At 40.7% G+C, this 16,348-nt stretch carries 12 protein-coding genes; 9 read left to right on the top strand and 3 right to left on the bottom strand.

Translation table 11 applies throughout. The features are described from left to right. Positions 1–36 precede the first annotated feature (36 nt). A complete protein-coding gene (locus PluTT01m_RS12905; RefSeq protein WP_011146726.1) occupies positions 37–516 on the bottom strand; it encodes a YchJ family protein in 480 nt (159 codons plus the stop codon). A gap of 158 nt (positions 517–674) precedes the next feature. On the opposite strand from PluTT01m_RS12905, the gene rssB reads away from it, so the two are divergent. The 4 genes from rssB (at position 675) to PluTT01m_RS12885 (ending at position 5,474) form a co-directional block, all read left to right on the top strand. Beyond that, complete coding sequence (gene rssB / locus PluTT01m_RS12900) at positions 675–1,700, top strand: two-component system response regulator RssB (protein ID WP_011146725.1); 1,026 nt, start codon at positions 675–677, stop codon at positions 1,698–1,700. Between the two features lie 392 nt (positions 1,701–2,092). Then, positions 2,093–3,085 (top strand): UTP--glucose-1-phosphate uridylyltransferase GalU, encoded by a 993-nt coding sequence (gene galU / locus PluTT01m_RS12895; RefSeq protein ID WP_011146724.1) that lies wholly within the window; start codon positions 2,093–2,095, stop codon positions 3,083–3,085. A gap of 23 nt (positions 3,086–3,108) precedes the next feature. After that, the gene (locus PluTT01m_RS12890) at positions 3,109–4,452 is read left to right on the top strand and encodes a UDP-glucose dehydrogenase family protein (protein ID WP_011146723.1); all 1,344 of its coding nucleotides are present in this window, start codon (positions 3,109–3,111) and stop codon (positions 4,450–4,452) included. 8 nt (positions 4,453–4,460) lie between these two features. Then, positions 4,461–5,474, top strand: coding sequence for an NAD-dependent epimerase (locus PluTT01m_RS12885; protein WP_011146722.1), 1,014 nt, complete (start codon positions 4,461–4,463; stop codon positions 5,472–5,474). Positions 5,475–5,772: 298 nt separating this feature from the next. Here PluTT01m_RS12885 and hns read toward each other — a convergent pair whose 3' ends face one another. Then, complete coding sequence (gene hns / locus PluTT01m_RS12880) at positions 5,773–6,177, bottom strand: histone-like nucleoid-structuring protein H-NS (protein WP_011146721.1); 405 nt, start codon at positions 6,175–6,177, stop codon at positions 5,773–5,775. A 645-nt stretch (positions 6,178–6,822) separates the two neighbouring features. Between hns and PluTT01m_RS12875 the strand changes: the two genes are divergently transcribed. Continuing rightward, positions 6,823–7,428 (top strand): thymidine kinase, encoded by a 606-nt coding sequence (locus PluTT01m_RS12875; protein ID WP_011146720.1) that lies wholly within the window; start codon positions 6,823–6,825, stop codon positions 7,426–7,428. Positions 7,429–7,670: 242 nt separating this feature from the next. On the opposite strand, the gene adhE is transcribed toward PluTT01m_RS12875, so the two are convergent. Then, positions 7,671–10,304: a bifunctional acetaldehyde-CoA/alcohol dehydrogenase gene (gene adhE, locus PluTT01m_RS12870; protein WP_011146719.1), complete on the bottom strand. Its 2,634-nt coding sequence runs from the start codon at positions 10,302–10,304 to the stop codon at positions 7,671–7,673. A 411-nt stretch (positions 10,305–10,715) separates the two neighbouring features. Here adhE and PluTT01m_RS12865 point away from each other — a divergent pair, with 411 nt between their 5' ends. From PluTT01m_RS12865 to oppB, 4 genes are all read left to right on the top strand, one after another. Then, positions 10,716–11,360 carry a YchE family NAAT transporter gene (locus PluTT01m_RS12865; protein ID WP_011146718.1) on the top strand — a complete coding sequence of 215 codons (645 nt, stop codon included), beginning with the start codon at positions 10,716–10,718 and terminating at the stop codon, positions 11,358–11,360. A gap of 554 nt (positions 11,361–11,914) precedes the next feature. Then, positions 11,915–13,552, top strand: a complete 1,638-nt coding sequence (locus PluTT01m_RS12860; protein WP_011146717.1) for an ABC transporter substrate-binding protein — start codon at positions 11,915–11,917, stop codon at positions 13,550–13,552. A gap of 138 nt (positions 13,553–13,690) precedes the next feature. After that, positions 13,691–15,331: an oligopeptide ABC transporter substrate-binding protein OppA gene (gene oppA, locus PluTT01m_RS12855; protein WP_011146716.1), complete on the top strand. Its 1,641-nt coding sequence runs from the start codon at positions 13,691–13,693 to the stop codon at positions 15,329–15,331. An 84-nt stretch (positions 15,332–15,415) separates the two neighbouring features. Further along, positions 15,416–16,336 (top strand): oligopeptide ABC transporter permease OppB, encoded by a 921-nt coding sequence (oppB, locus tag PluTT01m_RS12850; RefSeq protein ID WP_011146715.1) that lies wholly within the window; start codon positions 15,416–15,418, stop codon positions 16,334–16,336. Positions 16,337–16,348: the final 12 nt, after the last annotated feature.

Here is a 16,348-nt window from a genome sequence, read left to right as displayed (position 1 = left end):
TATCCTTAAATATTTTGTGTTTGCTGTTTATGGGCCTTAACCACAACATTTTTTGTATTTTTTACCCGAACCACATGGGCAGGGGCTATTACGGCCAATTTGAGGTTTTATGCCATCAATAGGTTTTACGCCATCAATATAGTACCAATGCTGGTCTATACGAAGAAAACGTGAACGCTCATGAATAAGTTGCTTATCTTGGGATTTCTGATCAAGAAAGCAAGCTGAAAATTCAACATAGGCTTCGTTATCATTTTCGCCTTTTTCAGTTGTAATGACATTGAGTCCGAGCCACTGGGTAACAATAAAACTCTGTTCTATATCTAAACGCCACTTTTCAGCCTGGCAGTCAGGATGCCAACTGGTAATTAGATAATCGGCGTTGTGCTTTACATAGGCACTGTATCGGGAACGCATCAGTGATTCGGCAGTTTGGGCAAATTTTATGTTTTGGAGATAAGGGGAACAGCAATCCGCAAAATCTATTCCACTACCACAAGGACATAGCTCTGTCAAAATTAACTCCAATTGTAAAGGGTGAAATACCATTTTTATGGGTTTTCTATTGCAAAGAAACGTAAGAGAACAAATGATAGTCACTTAATTGAACTAATATGAGTGATAGTACCTAAGAAAAGGTGAAGGTCGCAATATTAAGGTAAGGGAGCGTATTTATGGAAAAGGCATTGGCAGGCAAAAAAATTCTGATTGTGGAGGATGAACCTGTTTTTTGTTCTTTGCTGGCAGGGTATTTGCGAACGTTGGGCGCTAAGGTATTAGTCGCATCTAATGGCGCTGTTGCACTACAGGTGCTAGGACGCGAAGCTCATGTTGAACTTATTTTATGTGATTTAGATATGCCGGTTATGAATGGCATTGAATTTATTGCGAAATTGACGAATGAGGGTATTAGCATTCCAGTTATTATTATTTCAGCGACTAACAAGATGGCCGAAATTGATGAAGTGCTTCGTTTGGGAGCAAAAGATGTTTTATTAAAACCGGTTTCAGATCTTAATGAGATAAAAAAATCGGTGTTGGCCTATTTACATCCTACGGTCTTTATGTCTGGTGCGATTGAACAGAATAACTTGAATAAAGATTGGTTAACCCTAAAGCATAATTCGGATGAAGCATTAAATATGCTTAAGCAGTTACAACCCCCAGTTTCTCAAGTGATTGCCCATTGTAAAGTCAATTACCGAAAATTAAATATGATTGATAATCCAGGGTTAATTCTCGATATGGCGGCGTTATCTGACAATGAATTAGCTTTTTATTGTCTAGATATTAGCCGTTCAAAAGAGTATGGTGTGATTTCAGCATTATTACTTAGAGTCATATTTAACAGTTTGTTACAAGAGCATATCATCCACCATTCCCGGCGTTTACCCAATATGGCAGCTATTCTAAATAGAATTAATAACTTACTGGAAGGTGCAGGGTTACAAGGGCAATTTCCATTGCTGCTTGGGTATTATCATACGATCAATAAAACGGTTCTGCTCACTTCCGCGGGGTTACATGCCAGTATTAAGTCGGGTAATCGCCAAATCCAATTAGACAGTGGTGTTCCTCTTGGGACATTGAGAACGATTTGTTCGAACCAAGTTTGTTCTCATAGTGCTGAATGGCAATGTCGGATTTGGAATACAAATAGTCAAATAAATCTGATGCTTTCTTCAATGTATTCTGGGTGAATATTCCCAAGGTGGAATTTTGTTTAAAATGGATTTTAAACATCAAGTCACGGTAATGTAATTATACAGAATGGTGATGTTTATCGAAGAGAATTAGCTGGTATACTCCGCCTATTATGCTTGGAAATCTATCTAATCAGGCTATTTTATTTGCCGCTCTTTAGTACAAAGAACGGATTTAGCACTGCTCAGATGAAAGTGATAACTTTTTGAGTGGTCAGAAGGGTGAACGAAGCCGTGAACTTTTGTATGCATTGGTTCCTGCGTGCTGTTCGTGTGCGCGGTTTATTGACACAAAATAATCAGTAATAGTGATGCCTTATTAAAGAATTGGCACTGATTTTGAGTTGAAGACAGATTTGTTTCAGCCAAAAAACATCGGGAGAAAGGTAATGCCATTAGTAAACGAACCATTAGTAGAAAAATCATTAGTAGAAAAAGTATCAGTAGAAAAAACATCAGTAGAAAAAACATCAGTAGAAAAAATAGTAAAAAAAGCCGTTATTCCCGTTGCGGGCTTGGGAACGAGGATGTTGCCTGCTACGAAAGCAATTCCTAAAGAGATGTTGCCTTTAGTAGATAAACCTCTTATTCAGTATGTTGTTAATGAATGTATTGCCGCTGGGATTAATGAAATTATCTTGGTGACTCATTCATCAAAAAATTCAATTGAAAACCATTTTGATACCAGTTTTGAGTTAGAAGCTATCCTTGAGAAAAGGGTGAAGCGTCAATTATTGGACGAAGTTCAATCTATTTGTCCAAGTCATGTCACCATCATGCAAACTCGTCAGGGAATTGCTAAAGGATTAGGGCATGCGGTGTTATGTGCCAAGCCTTTAATCGGTGATGAACCTTTTGCTGTGATACTGCCTGATGTTATTCTTGATGAATACAGTACAGATCTGACCAGATATAATCTAAGCGAAATGTTGGTTCGGTATAATGAAACGGGCGCGAGTCAAATATTAGTAGAACCTGTACCTCATGAAGAAGTTTCTAGTTATGGTATTGTCGATTGTCAGGGGGAAAATCTTCAACCCGGTGACAGCAAACTCATTAAGCGCGTGGTTGAAAAACCTAAACCGAAAGAAGCACCATCAAATCTTTCTATTGTTGGCCGTTACGTATTGTCCGAGAAAATTTGGCCGTTATTAGCAAAAACAGCGCCCGGTGCCGGTGATGAAATTCAACTTACTGATGCAATCGCTATGTTAATAGAAAGGGAACCTGTGGAAGCCTATCATTTGCAGGGTGTAAGCCATGATTGCGGTAATAAGCTTGGTTATATGCAGGCATTTGTCCGGTATGGTATGAAACATCATGCTTTGGGCAAAGAATTTACGGATTGGTTAGTGGCGTTGCAGGATCAGGTTAAAGAATAATTTTACGGAAATTTAGGGATTATATGAAAGTTACGGTGTTTGGTATTGGCTATGTTGGCTTGGTTCAGGCGGCGGTTTTAGCTGAAGTCGGTCATAATGTTCTTTGTATTGATATAGATGCAAATAAAGTTGAAAATTTGAAAAATGGCCAAATTCCCATTTTTGAACCTGGATTAGCTCCACTGGTGAAAAAAAATTATGAAGAAGGCCGTCTGAATTTTAGTACGGATGCAAAGGCCGGTGTGGCACACGGTAAATTGCAATTTATTGCTGTTGGTACTCCTCCTGATGAAGATGGTTCAGCAGATTTGAAGTATGTGACAGCGGTTGCTCGTACTATTGCGGAATATATGGATAGCTATAAGGTGATTATCGATAAATCTACGGTTCCTGTTGGTACCGCAGATAAAGTTAATGCCGTTGTTAATGAGACTCTGCGTCAACGTAATATTGATATTCCATTTGATGTGGTTTCTAACCCTGAGTTCCTTAAAGAAGGCGCGGCTGTTGCAGATTGTATGCGCCCTGAACGGATTATTATTGGGTGTGACAATGAAAGAGTCGTTGACCTAATGTATGAATTGTATGAACCATTTAATCGTAATCATGATCGTATGATTGTGATGGATATCCGTAGCGCAGAACTGACAAAGTATGCTGCTAACTGTATGTTGGCAACGAAAATCAGTTTTATGAATGAGATATCTAATTTAGCTGAAATGCTTGGCGCTGATATTGAACATGTTCGTCAAGGAATTGGTTCTGATTCCCGTATTGGCTATCATTTTATCTATCCGGGCTGTGGTTATGGTGGCTCATGCTTCCCGAAAGATGTGCAGGCGTTAATTCGTACCGCAGAGCAAATTGGTTATCAGCCTAAAATTCTTCGTGCTGTGGAGCAAGTGAATGAACTGCAAAAGCATAAATTGCCTTCTTTTGTAACGCGCCATTTCGGTGAAGATTTATCCGGTAAGACATTTTCTGTCTGGGGATTATCGTTCAAACCGAATACCGATGATATGCGTGAAGCATCAAGCCGTGTTTTGATGGAAGCATTATGGCAGGCCGGAGCCAAAATACAGGCTTACGATCCTGAGGCGATGCAGGAAGCTCAGCGTATTTATGGTCAGCGTGATGATTTATTATTGATGGGAACTAAAGAAGCAGCGCTTAAGGGAGCCGATGCCTTGATCATTTGTACTGAATGGCAAAGTTTTCGTGCGCCAGATTTTGATGTCATCAAAGAGTCTCTCAAAACGCCGGTTATCTTTGATGGCCGGAATCTCTATGATCCTGAACGCCTGCAATCCCGAGGTTTTACTTATTATGGGATTGGTCGTGGTGCTTCCATTAATCCGGTTATCTGAGTAATACAATGAAATTCTTAGTCACAGGTGCTGCTGGTTTTATTGGCTTTCATGTGAGCCAGAGATTATTGCAAATGGGGCATGAGGTTGTGGGTATCGACAACCTTAATGACTATTATGATGTGAATCTCAAACAAGCACGGTTAGATCTATTATTTGATAGGTCAGGTTTTAAATTTGAAAAGCTAGATTTAGCTGACAGAATAGCCATTCCCGATCTTTTTTCGCGACACCAATTTCAGCGGGTTATCCATCTGGGAGCTCAGGCGGGTGTTCGCTATTCGTTGCAAAACCCAATGGCTTACATTGATTCGAATATAATAGGGCATATCAATATTCTGGAAGGTTGCCGTCACAATAATGTTGAGCATTTATTATATTCTTCTTCTAGTTCTGTTTATGGATTAAATAGAAAGCAACCGTTTTCTACAAACGATTCGGTTGATCATCCCGTTTCACTATATGCGGCAACGAAAAAATCAGATGAATTAATGTCTCACAGTTACTCTCATCTTTATCAGTTGCCAACGACAGGTTTGCGCTTCTTTACAGTATATGGTCCGTGGGGACGTCCTGATATGGCTTTATTTAAGTTCACCAAGGCCATGTTATCAGGGCAGCCTATTGATGTTTATAACCACGGTAATATGGTTAGAGATTTTACGTATATAGATGATATCGTTGAATCAATAATCAGATTGCAAGAGATCATTCCCACATCAAATGAGGGCTGGATGGTTGAAGATGGGCAAATATCTGCCAGCTCTGCCCCTTACTGTATTTATAATATTGGTAATGGTCAACCAACTAGACTAGGTGATTTTATTGAAGCAATAGAAGAATCATTAGGCATTCAGGCTAAGAAAAATTTCATGCCCATGCAAGATGGTGATGTTCTGTCGACCTGTGCTGATTCAAGTGGCATTGTCCAAAAAATAGGGTTTGCCCCAAATACATCTGTGAAGCAGGGTGTGAAGCAGTTTGTAGAGTGGTATTTGAGTTTCTATCATCAGTCTAAATAAGATAAGGAGCCGTTGGCTCCTTATCTATTGAATCAACGACCGTGACCAGAGAGAAGGAAATAGTTGTGCCTGTTTGATTATTAATTTATCTAGGCATTGGCTAAGTGAGTAACTAGCCTTGCTTTGTCATAAAGAAAGGATACAAAAAACGGGCAACTCGACTAAATTCTTCTCAAGGATACTTATCTCGTTTGTACGATAGACGTTAATTCTTTTGTCAGCTAAGTTGTTTTACAATAAAAACACCCTTCTATTTTAAAAGGGTGTTTTTAATTAAATTAACTTGAAAAACAATGAATTAGAGTAAGAAACTTTCCAGCGTTCTTCCTTCGTCTTCAATTGCTTTTTTGATAACAGCAGGTGTACGTCCTTGGCCAGTCCAAGTTTTAGTTTCACCGTTTGTATCAACATATTGGTATTTAGCTGGACGTGCAGGACGTTTTGCTTTACCAGCAGATTTGCCGGCGCTCATTGTCTGAAGCAATTCGCTTGGATCAATTCCTTGGTCAAGAATCATTTTACGAACTTCTTCCAATTTACGTGTACGTTCCTCTAATTCAGCTTGTACCTGACTTTCTTCTTCACGACGTTCTTCAACAACGACGGTCAGTTTCTCAAGTATTTCATCTAAGAACTCAAGTTGGCATTCTCTTGCTTGGGCTCGTAAAGTACGGATGTTATTTAGGGTTTTTAAATCGCTCATTGTCCTGGTCTCAAATTATTAATGATGATGGCGGATGTGGATATAATAATAGAATGCTATTTTATTTTCTGCAATAGTCAATTTCTCATATTCCGATAAAATAGCTCTTTTTTTTTAAACGTAATTTCTTTACAAAAGTTATATAGCGCTTTTTATACAGCTATTTCGATTGTCATTCCCCAATAACATGTTCAGGGTACCTTTAACAAAGAGGCGACATGATAATCTCTCTAATTTATAAACCAGGTATATACTAAATCGGTAAGTAATTTTAACTGTTTCTTATCATACCCGCTAAAGCAGAATAATACTAAGTTAAAAAAAACTTATGACTAATCCATGAGTTATCGCTGATTTACTGTTACCGGTTCCTGGAAGTAAATCACGCACATTATTAATTTGCATACGATATGCAACAAATCAGCCTGGCTTTCATTTTTTAATTTAAGCATGAACATTTGTCACTCAAATGCGTTTTATTACTCGGCTGGTGTGATGGTGGTCATGAATCATTAAGACATCACTAAGCTAAATATTTCGGTATATCAACCCGTGCAGCTTACTAAGATGGATAATCACGACTCAAGTTTATGGTAAACTCATCTGACTATATGGCTTTATAAATTTTGTTAAGGGGCAGGGTTGATGGCTCAACTTTATTTTTATTACTCCGCAATGAATGCTGGAAAATCGACATCCTTGTTGCAATCCTCTTATAACTATAATGAAAGAGGGATGAGAACGCTGGTGTTTACCGCAGAAATTGACACCCGGTTTGAAAATGGAAAAGTCAATTCTCGGATTGGATTATCTTCTGATGCACTTCTGTTTAGTCAACAGACAGATATTGGTGAGTTGATCAGAAATGAAAATAAGCAGGCAAAAGTGCATTGTGTGCTTATTGATGAGTGCCATTTTCTCACGAAAGCACAGATTGAACAGATATGTAAGGTGACTGATTATGATGATATTCCGGTTCTTTGTTATGGGCTGAGAACTGATTTCAGAGGCGAGCTTTTCAGTGGTAGCCAGTATCTTCTAGCATGGGCTGATAAGTTAGTTGAATTGAAAACTATTTGCTATTGTGGACGCAAAGCGAACCGTGTATTACGTTTTGATAGCGAAGGTGCGGCCATTTATGATGGCGAGCAAGTTGATATCGGTGGTAATGAAAAATATGTGTCTGTTTGCCGTAAGCACTATATGGAGGCTATTAATGAGGCGAGGAAAAACAGAAAAGACAGCGTGTAATGGATAGATTTCTGTGAAGCGATTGGATGTTCTGTTTGAGAGTTTGTATTAAGAATATACCCAATGGATTTCAAGATGGATCGCGACGGCAAGGGAGTGAATCTCCGGGAGCATAGATAACGATGTGACCGGGCAGCCAACAAAGAGGCAACTTGAAAGATAACGGATATAGAGCAGCGTAAGTTAAAGGATGCTGATATCAGCACCCTTAAGTAGTATTTAATCAGTTAATAAATTTGTTCTTATTGGCTTTTTTCTGTTGCAACGGTTTCTGTGAATTCTCGTCCATAGTATGAATCCAACAGCAATTGTTTTAGCTCAGAAATCAGCGGGTAGCGTGGGTTAGCACCGGTACATTGGTCGTCGAAGGCATCTTCAGATAACTTATCAATTTTTGCCAGAAAGTCAGCTTCTTGAACGCCCGCTTCACGGATAGATGTCGGGATACCTAGCTCAGACTTGAGCTCTTTCAGCCAGGCTAACAGTTTTTCAATTTTTGTGACAGTATGGTCACCCGTAGCCGATAAACCAAGATGATCGGCAATTTCAGCGTAACGACGGCGGGCCTGTGGGCGATCATATTGACTGAATGCAGTCTGTTTGGTTGGGTTATCGTTAGCGTTATAGCGGATAACGTTACAAATCAGCAATGCGTTAGCCAAGCCATGCGGGATATGGAACTCAGAACCCAGTTTATGCGCCATAGAGTGGCATACCCCCAAGAAGGCATTAGCAAATGCAATCCCTGCAATAGTTGCTGCATTATGAACCCGTTCACGGGCAACTGGGTTCGTGGCCCCTTCATGATAGCTGGTTGGGAGGAACTCTTTCAGTAGTTTTAGCGCTTGCAGTGCTTGTCCGTCAGAGTATTCGTTTGCTAAGACTGATACATAAGCTTCTAAAGCGTGAGTGATTGCATCCAGCCCACCAAAAGCACAGAGTGATTTCGGCATATCCATGACTAGATTGGCATCAACAATAGCTATATTAGGCGTCAATTCATAATCAGCCAGTGGATATTTCTGGCCGGTTGCATCATCAGTGACAACCGCAAATGGTGTCACTTCAGAACCTGTGCCGGAAGTTGTGGTAATGGCGACCATTTTCGCTTTAACCCCCATTTTGGGGAATCTATAGATGCGTTTACGGATATCCATAAACCGTAGAGCTAGCTCTTCGAAATGCGTTTCAGGGTGTTCATACATCACCCACATAATTTTGGCCGCATCCATTGGGGACCCTCCCCCCAGAGCAATAATGATGTCCGGTTTGAATGAGTGCATTTGTTCCGCACCCTTACGAACAGTGCTTAGGGTAGGGTCTGCTTCAACTTCAAAGAAAACTTCTGTTTCTATCCCGTGGGATTTCAGCACATCAGTGACTTGATCAGCATAACCATGATTAAATAAGAAACGGTCTGTTACGATAAAAGCGCGTTTTGCACCGTCGGTTGCAACTTCTTCTAATGCCACAGGCAGGGAGCCGCGACGGAAGTAAATGGATTTCGGAAGTTTATGCCACAGCATATTTTCTGCTCTTTTCGCCACGGTTTTGGTATTGATGAGATGTTTGGGCCCTACATTTTCAGAGATGGAATTTCCTCCCCAAGAGCCGCAGCCTAGTGTCAGAGAGGGGGCAAGCTTGAAGTTATAGAGATCACCGATACCGCCCTGAGAAGCAGGAGTATTCACGAGAATACGAGCTGTTTTCATTTTATCGCCAAAATACTTGATTCGTGCGGCTTGATTGTCCTGATCGGTATACAAGCAAGAAGTGTGACCAATTCCGCCCATTTCAACCAATTTTTCTGCCTTTTCTACGGCATCTTCAAAGCTATTACCACGATACATAGCGAGCAGTGGAGACAATTTTTCGTGAGCAAAGGGTTCTGCTTCATCAGTTAAGCTCACTTCTCCAATCAAGATCTTGGTCTTTTCAGGAACATTAATGCCTGCCATTTCGGCAATTTTTGTTGCAGATTGACCAACGATTTCCGCATTTAGACTACCGTTTTTCAGAATGATATCTTGAACAGCTTTCAGTTCCTTGCCTTGTAACAGATAACCGCCATGAGTAAAGAAACGTTTACGCACCTGATCATAAATTTCATCCACCACGATAACGGATTGTTCTGAAGCGCAGATGACGCCGTTGTCAAAGGTTTTAGACATCAGAATAGATGCAACAGCGCGTTTAATATCAGCTGATTCATCAATGACAACCGGGGTGTTACCGGCACCGACGCCGATTGCGGGCTTACCAGAGCTGTATGCCGCTTTTACCATACCTGGGCCTCCGGTTGCCAGGATGAGATTGATGTCTTGGTGGTGCATCAATGCATTGGAAAGTTCAACGGAGGGTTCATCAATCCAGCCAATAATATCTTTTGGCGCACCCGCGGCAACCGCAGCGGATAGAACCAATTCTGCTGCTTTGGTTGTTGCTTTTTTGGCGCGTGGGTGGGGTGAGAGAATAATGCCGTTACGGGTTTTTAGGCTGATGAGGGCCTTAAAAATAGCGGTAGATGTTGGGTTAGTGGTTGGCACGATACCGCAGATTAAGCCAATAGGTTCGGCGATAGTGATGGTGCCGAATGTTTTATCCTCAGACAAAATGCCGCAGGTTTTCTCATCTTTATAAGCGTTATAGATATATTCGGAAGCAAAGTGGTTTTTGATTACTTTGTCTTCGACAATGCCCATACCGGATTCTGCTACGGCTAATTTTGCTAAAGGGATACGTGCATCTGCCGCTGCAAGGGCTGCTGCGCGGAAGATTTTGTCAACTTGCTCCTGAGAAAAGTTAGCAAATTCACGTTGTGCTTTTTTTACCCGAGCAACGAGTTCGTTCAGTTCAGTAACATGAGTTACAGTCATAAAGAAGTACTCCTGGAAAATATTAAAAACCCTTTAATATCAATGAATAAGTATTTTTTAGACCATTTAATTGGGTGATTTTTTGGTAACTACAGGTTACCATTTGGTATTAAATATATATTGATCTTAATCACATAAATTCCCAAGCTGATTCCTTTCAGCTTGGGTCAGTGATAATTATTATTGATTGGGTTGTAAATAGCGTTAAAAGGTTGAATTTTTAATCTAATAAAAATATCGGGTTAACAACTTGTTATATAAGATATTTTAAATTAAAAAAAGCGTTGTGGTTGATGGAAAAGGGAACTTCTCCAGTATAAAGTGAAGAAAAAATTAAGTTTTATATGATCTTTGGGAGAGCAATCATGAGAATGTTTTTAACAACACAGCGTAACTCAATAGAGGTTCTTCGTGGGTGACTTACTGCTGGATCTGCCAGGTTACATTAAGTTTTTTGTTGGGCTATTTGCACTGGTCAATCCTGTTGGTATTTTGCCGGTTTTTATCAGTATGACTCACTACCAAGCCCAATCGGCGCGTAATAGAACTAACTTTATTGCCAATATTTCTGTTGCCATCATTTTATGGACAGCTTTGCTGTTAGGTGACTTGATACTGCGTATGTTTGGCATTTCCATTGACTCTTTTCGCATTGCCGGTGGGATTTTGGTTGTGACCATCGCGATGTCGATGATTAACGGTAAACTTGGAGAGGACAAACAGAATAAGCAGGAAAAATCAGAAACAGCCGTTAGAGAAAGTGTGGGTGTGGTGCCGTTGGCATTGCCGTTAATGGCAGGTCCCGGTGCAATCAGTTCTTGTATTGTCTGGAGTTCTCGTTATCAGGGATGGCAGAATTTTATTGGGTTGATGCTTACCAGCGCGTTGTTTGCTTTTTGCTGTTGGTTATTGTTTCGATCTGCACCTTTAGTCGTCAAATATCTTGGGCAAACAGGCATTAACGTTATCACCCGAATTATGGGACTGCTATTGATGTCTTTGGGGATTGAACTGATTGTGACAGGGATCAGAGCGCTATTCCCAGGGTTGCTTTGATATGATTTACGATAAAAGGTGCTAGCTTCCTTTCTAGTGAAATTACAAATTATAATATTCTTATCATTTTTATTATAAAGCCTATTTCATAGGCTTTTCTCCCTTCTTTTATCGGTACTTCCTGAATTTTATACAAATAACCCAATATTTTTCTAAATTATTCTTTCCTGTTAGTTCAATGTGTAACTGGTTGCTTCCACCACTGTTTTGTGATGAATGTAGGTTTTTAATTTGCATTGATTGCAATTTGTTAAAATTATGTTTATTTTCATCTTTAGTCTAGCTTTGTTTACTATTTTATTTAAGTGTTAAGTTGATAATGCTATATACATCAATTAGTTATAATGAATTTTGGGGTATTTTATCAATTAATGTAATAAGTCGTACTAAGTTGTTTGTAAGGATGATTTTTGCAATATGAGAGCGATATTTTAACAATTGATATGATAAGTTGCCTTTAATATTTAATCCGTTACTTTGGGTTAAATAATGTGAAGATACCGGCCTTGATGGGATATGTGGAATGAACCGGTCCATCAAACTGGAGGTAAAAAATGAAGATCAAACGATTAAAATTACATAAGTTTATTTCCTGTATATTTTTATTATCGGCGTTTTCTGTTACAGCCGTGTCTGCCGCTGAACTTCCAGATGGTGTGAAACTTGCGGATAAACAGCAGATTATTATTAATAATGGCGCAGAAGTTGCCTCGCTTGATCCACATAAAGTCGAAGGTGTACCAGAAAGCAACATTATTCTTAATCTCCTGGAAGGGTTAGTGAGGACGGGTTCTGAGGGAGAAGTTGTGCCAGGCGTTGCGACCCATTGGGAAAATCAGGATTACAAGGTATGGACTTTTTATTTGCGTGATAATGCTAAATGGAGTGATGGAACGCCTGTCACTGCCCACGATTTTGTCTATAGCTGGCAACGGTTAGCTGACCCAAAAGTGGGTTCACCTTATGCCAGCTATCTTCAATATGCTTACGTTGAAAATATTAGTGATGTTCTGAAGGGTAAAAAATTGCCTGATCAGTTGGGGGTAAAAGCGCTGGATGATCATCGTTTGCAGGTGACTCTGACGCACCCCGTGCCTTATTTCGTCAGTATGCTCAGCCATACGGCAATGAAACCCGTCAAAAAGGATGTGGTCGAAAAGTTAGGTAATAAATGGACGCTACCAGAAAACTATGTGGGTAATGGGGCGTATCTGTTAAAAGAGTGGGTGGTCAATGAGCGGATAGTGATCGAACGCAACCCGCGATATTGGAACAATGCAAAAACAGTTATTGATCAAGCGACTCTTTTACCCCTTCAATCCGAAACCAGTGATATTAACCGCTATCGTAGTGGAGAGGTAAATATCACCAATAGCGCCATTCCGCCGACTCTGTATCAGAAAATGAAAAAGGAGCTCCCTGAACAGGTTCGTGTCAGTCCATATCTTTGTACGTTTTATTACGAAATTAACAACAAAAAACCGCCATTTACTGATGTTAGAGTCCGCGAAGCTGTCAAATTAAGTCTCGACCGGGATATTATCGCTGGAAAAATTATGGGGCAGGGGCAAATCCCGGCTTATGGTTTCACGCCAACATTTATCGGTGGTGGCGATTTTGTTAAGCCAGAATGGGCTAATTGGACACAGGAGCAGCGCAATAAACGCGCCAAAGAATTGTTAGCCCAAGCCGGTTTCAATCAGGCGAATCCATTGAAGTTCACCTTGTTGTACAACACCTCTGAGCAAAATAAACAACAAGCTATTGCTGCCGCTTCCATGTGGAAAAAGAATCTGGGAGCGGATGTGATTTTGCAGAATCAGGAATGGAAAACCTCTCTTGAAAGCCGCCATCAAGGGAATTATGAGGTGACCAGAGCAACCTGGTGTGCCGATTACAATGAACCTACAGCATTTTTAAACATGTTGTTGTCAGACAGCAGCAATAACACCACTTTCTATCAGAATAAAAATTTTGATAGCTATCTGGAACAGGCGTTAATCGCTAAGGATGCTATTGAGCGTAAGAAATTATATCAACAAGCCGAGTTTCAACTGGATAAAGACTCGGTGCTGATTCCCGTTTATTACCGGGTGAGTGTACGGCTTGTTAGCCCATCAGTGGGAGGGTTTTCAGGGAAAGACCCATTGGATTATATGGATATTAAGCGACTGTATAGGATAAAAAATTAGACAGTAGCTTTATTCAAAAGAGTTACTGAGACCCTGCAAACAAAATCGTTCCTTTTGTATGCAGGTGGTAATCCACCCCTTATTTCTGGGCCGTCGGCTGATAAAAAGTCTGACGATGTAAAATTGGAGTAGAAAAAGATGATAAACACAACGAAAAAGAGACTACTTACTGTCAGCATCAGCGCTGCACTGAGTATGATAATGGCAAGTCAGGTCTTTGCGGCAAAAGTGCCTGATGGCGTTCAATTAGCGGATAAACAGGTTTTAGTCCGTAATAACGGTTCTGAACCGCAATCGTTAGACCCGCATAAGATTGAAGGAGTACCAGAATCACATTTGGCCCGCGATCTGTTTGAAGGGGTCGTCATCGTTGGTCCGAATGGCGAAATTTTACCAGGTTCTGCGACCAATTGGGAAAATAAAGACTTCACCGTCTGGACATTCCATATGCGTAAAGATGCTAAGTGGTCTAATGGTGATCCTGTCACTGCGCATGATTTTGTTTACAGTTGGCAGCGTCTGGCTGATCCTAATACCGCTTCTCCCTATGAAAGTTACCTCCAGTATGCCCATATCACCAATATTGATGACATCATCAGTGGTAAAAAGAAACCAGATGCTCTGGGAGTAAAGGCGCTGGATGACTATACATTGCAGCTTACATTGAGCGAAGCGGTTCCTTATCTACCAAGGCTTTTGGCTCACTCTTCAATGTCACCGGTGCATAAAGCGACGGTAGAAAAATATGGCGAAAAATGGACTCAGTCGCAGAATTTTGTCGGTAATGGGGCTTATAAACTGAAAAATTGGGTAGTTAACGAACGTATTGTGATGGAGCGCAGCCCAACATATTGGGATAACAAAAATACCGTTATTGATCAGGTTACTTTCTTGCCAATTTCGTCAGAGGTCACGGATGTCAATCGTTATCGCAGTGGTGAAATTGATATGACTTATACCAATTTGCCGATTGAGCTATTCCAGAAGCTGAAAAAAGAGATCCCGAACGAGTTGCACATTAACCCACAATTATGTACTTATTATTACGAAATTAATAACGAAAAACCTCCATTTAATGATCCCCGCGTTCGTACTGCACTGAAATTGGCTATGGACCGCGACATTGTGACCAATAAAGTAAAAGCACAGGGTGATATCCCGGCTTCCGGTTATACACCGCCAGTGACTGATGGTATGAAAGAGATGAAACCGGTGTGGTTTACTGGTTGGAGTCAGGAACAGCGCAACCAGGAAGCCAAAAAATTACTGGCTGAAGCCGGTTATAATAAAGATAATCCATTGAAATTTAATTTGCTTTATAACACATCTGATCTACATAAAAAAATTGCAATCGCGGTAGCTTCTATTTGGAAGAAAAATTTAGGTGCTGATGTTCGTTTAGAAAACCAAGAGTGGAAAACTTTCCTTGATACACGACATCAGGGGAATTATGACGTGGCCCGTGCTGGCTGGTGTGCCGATTACAACGAACCTTCTTCATTCCTGAATTCAATGCTTTCTTACAGTAGTAATAACACGGCTCATTATAAGAGTGATGAGTTTGATAAACTGATGAAACAATCTCTGAAAGTGGCAACAGATGATGAACGTGCTGCTGTTTACCAGCAAGCAGAAGCGCAGTTAGATAAAGATTCGGCTATTGTCCCTCTCTATTACTATGTGAATACCCGGTTAGTGAAGCCCTATGTTGGTGGCTATACAGGGAAAGATCCTTTGGATAATTTACACACCAAAGATTTTTATATTATCAAACACTAACGTTGTAAAGCAGCCCGGAGAGGGCTGCTTTAGGGTCAAATTATTTTAAGGCCAGGGTTGAGGGCCAACACATAGGAACGGGCGATGCTTAAATTTATTTTACGCCGTTGTTTAGAGGCGATCCCGACACTTTTTATCCTTATCACTATTTCGTTTTTCATGATGCGGTTAGCGCCGGGCAGCCCATTTACCGGTGAACGGAAATTGCCACCAGAAGTGCTGGCAAATATTGAAGCGAAATATCATCTGAATGATCCAATTTATAAACAATATTTTGATTACTTAATTCAACTCACTAAAGGAGATTTTGGGCCCTCTTTTAAATATAAGGACTACTCTGTTAACGATCTTGTGGCAACAGCGTTTCCAGTATCGGCTAAATTAGGCGTCTCGGCATTTATCATGGCGGTTGTCTTGGGGGTCAGCGCCGGGGTTATTGCGGCACTTAATCAAAATACCAAATGGGATTATACGGTTATGGGGTTCGCCATGACGGGGGTTGTTATCCCGGGGTTTGTCGTGGCACCGTTACTGGTGCTGGGGTTCGCTATTCATCTTAAATGGCTACCGGGAGGAGGCTGGAATGGCGGTGCGCCTAAATATATGATTTTGCCGATGGTGGCATTGTCTTTGGCTTATATCGCCAGTATCTCCCGTATTACCCGGAGTTCGATGATAGAAGTGCTGCACTCTAACTTTATTCGTACTGCGCGAGCTAAAGGGTTGCCATTGCGCATCATTATTTTCCGCCATGCTTTAAAGCCCGCATTATTACCGGTTATCTCTTATATGGGGCCTGCTTTTGTCGGCATTCTTACCGGCTCAATGGTGATTGAAACGATCTTCGGGTTACCGGGAATAGGGCAGTTGTTTGTTAATGGCGCATTGAACCGTGACTATTCGTTGGTGTTAAGTCTGACTATTTTAGTTGGTAGCTTAACGATTCTGTTCAATGCGATTGTTGATGTATTGTACGCTGTTATCGATCCGAAGATTCGTTATTAAGACTGGAGCACG

It is taken from the genome of Photorhabdus laumondii subsp. laumondii (assembly GCF_003343245.1).
GTDB lineage: Bacteria > Pseudomonadota > Gammaproteobacteria > Enterobacterales > Enterobacteriaceae > Photorhabdus > Photorhabdus laumondii.
Note: the sequence above shows the minus strand (reverse complement) of the source record. Positions and strands in the feature narration are given on the sequence as shown.

Excerpts from the sequence above, each read along its gene's own strand:
- rssB (WP_011146725.1), top strand. The coding sequence starts at position 675 with ATGGAAAAGGCATTGGCAGGCAAAAAAATTCTGATTGTGGAGGATGAA.
- galU (WP_011146724.1), top strand. The coding sequence starts at position 2,093 with ATGCCATTAGTAAACGAACCATTAGTAGAAAAATCATTAGTAGAAAAA.
- PluTT01m_RS12890 (WP_011146723.1), top strand. The coding sequence starts at position 3,109 with ATGAAAGTTACGGTGTTTGGTATTGGCTATGTTGGCTTGGTTCAGGCG.
- PluTT01m_RS12885 (WP_011146722.1), top strand. The coding sequence starts at position 4,461 with ATGAAATTCTTAGTCACAGGTGCTGCTGGTTTTATTGGCTTTCATGTG.
- hns (WP_011146721.1), bottom strand. The coding sequence starts at position 6,177 with ATGAGCGATTTAAAAACCCTAAATAACATCCGTACTTTACGAGCCCAA.
- PluTT01m_RS12875 (WP_011146720.1), top strand. The coding sequence starts at position 6,823 with ATGGCTCAACTTTATTTTTATTACTCCGCAATGAATGCTGGAAAATCG.
- adhE (WP_011146719.1), bottom strand. The coding sequence starts at position 10,304 with ATGACTGTAACTCATGTTACTGAACTGAACGAACTCGTTGCTCGGGTA.
- PluTT01m_RS12860 (WP_011146717.1), top strand. The coding sequence starts at position 11,915 with ATGAAGATCAAACGATTAAAATTACATAAGTTTATTTCCTGTATATTT.
- oppA (WP_011146716.1), top strand. The coding sequence starts at position 13,691 with ATGATAAACACAACGAAAAAGAGACTACTTACTGTCAGCATCAGCGCT.
- oppB (WP_011146715.1), top strand. The coding sequence starts at position 15,416 with ATGCTTAAATTTATTTTACGCCGTTGTTTAGAGGCGATCCCGACACTT.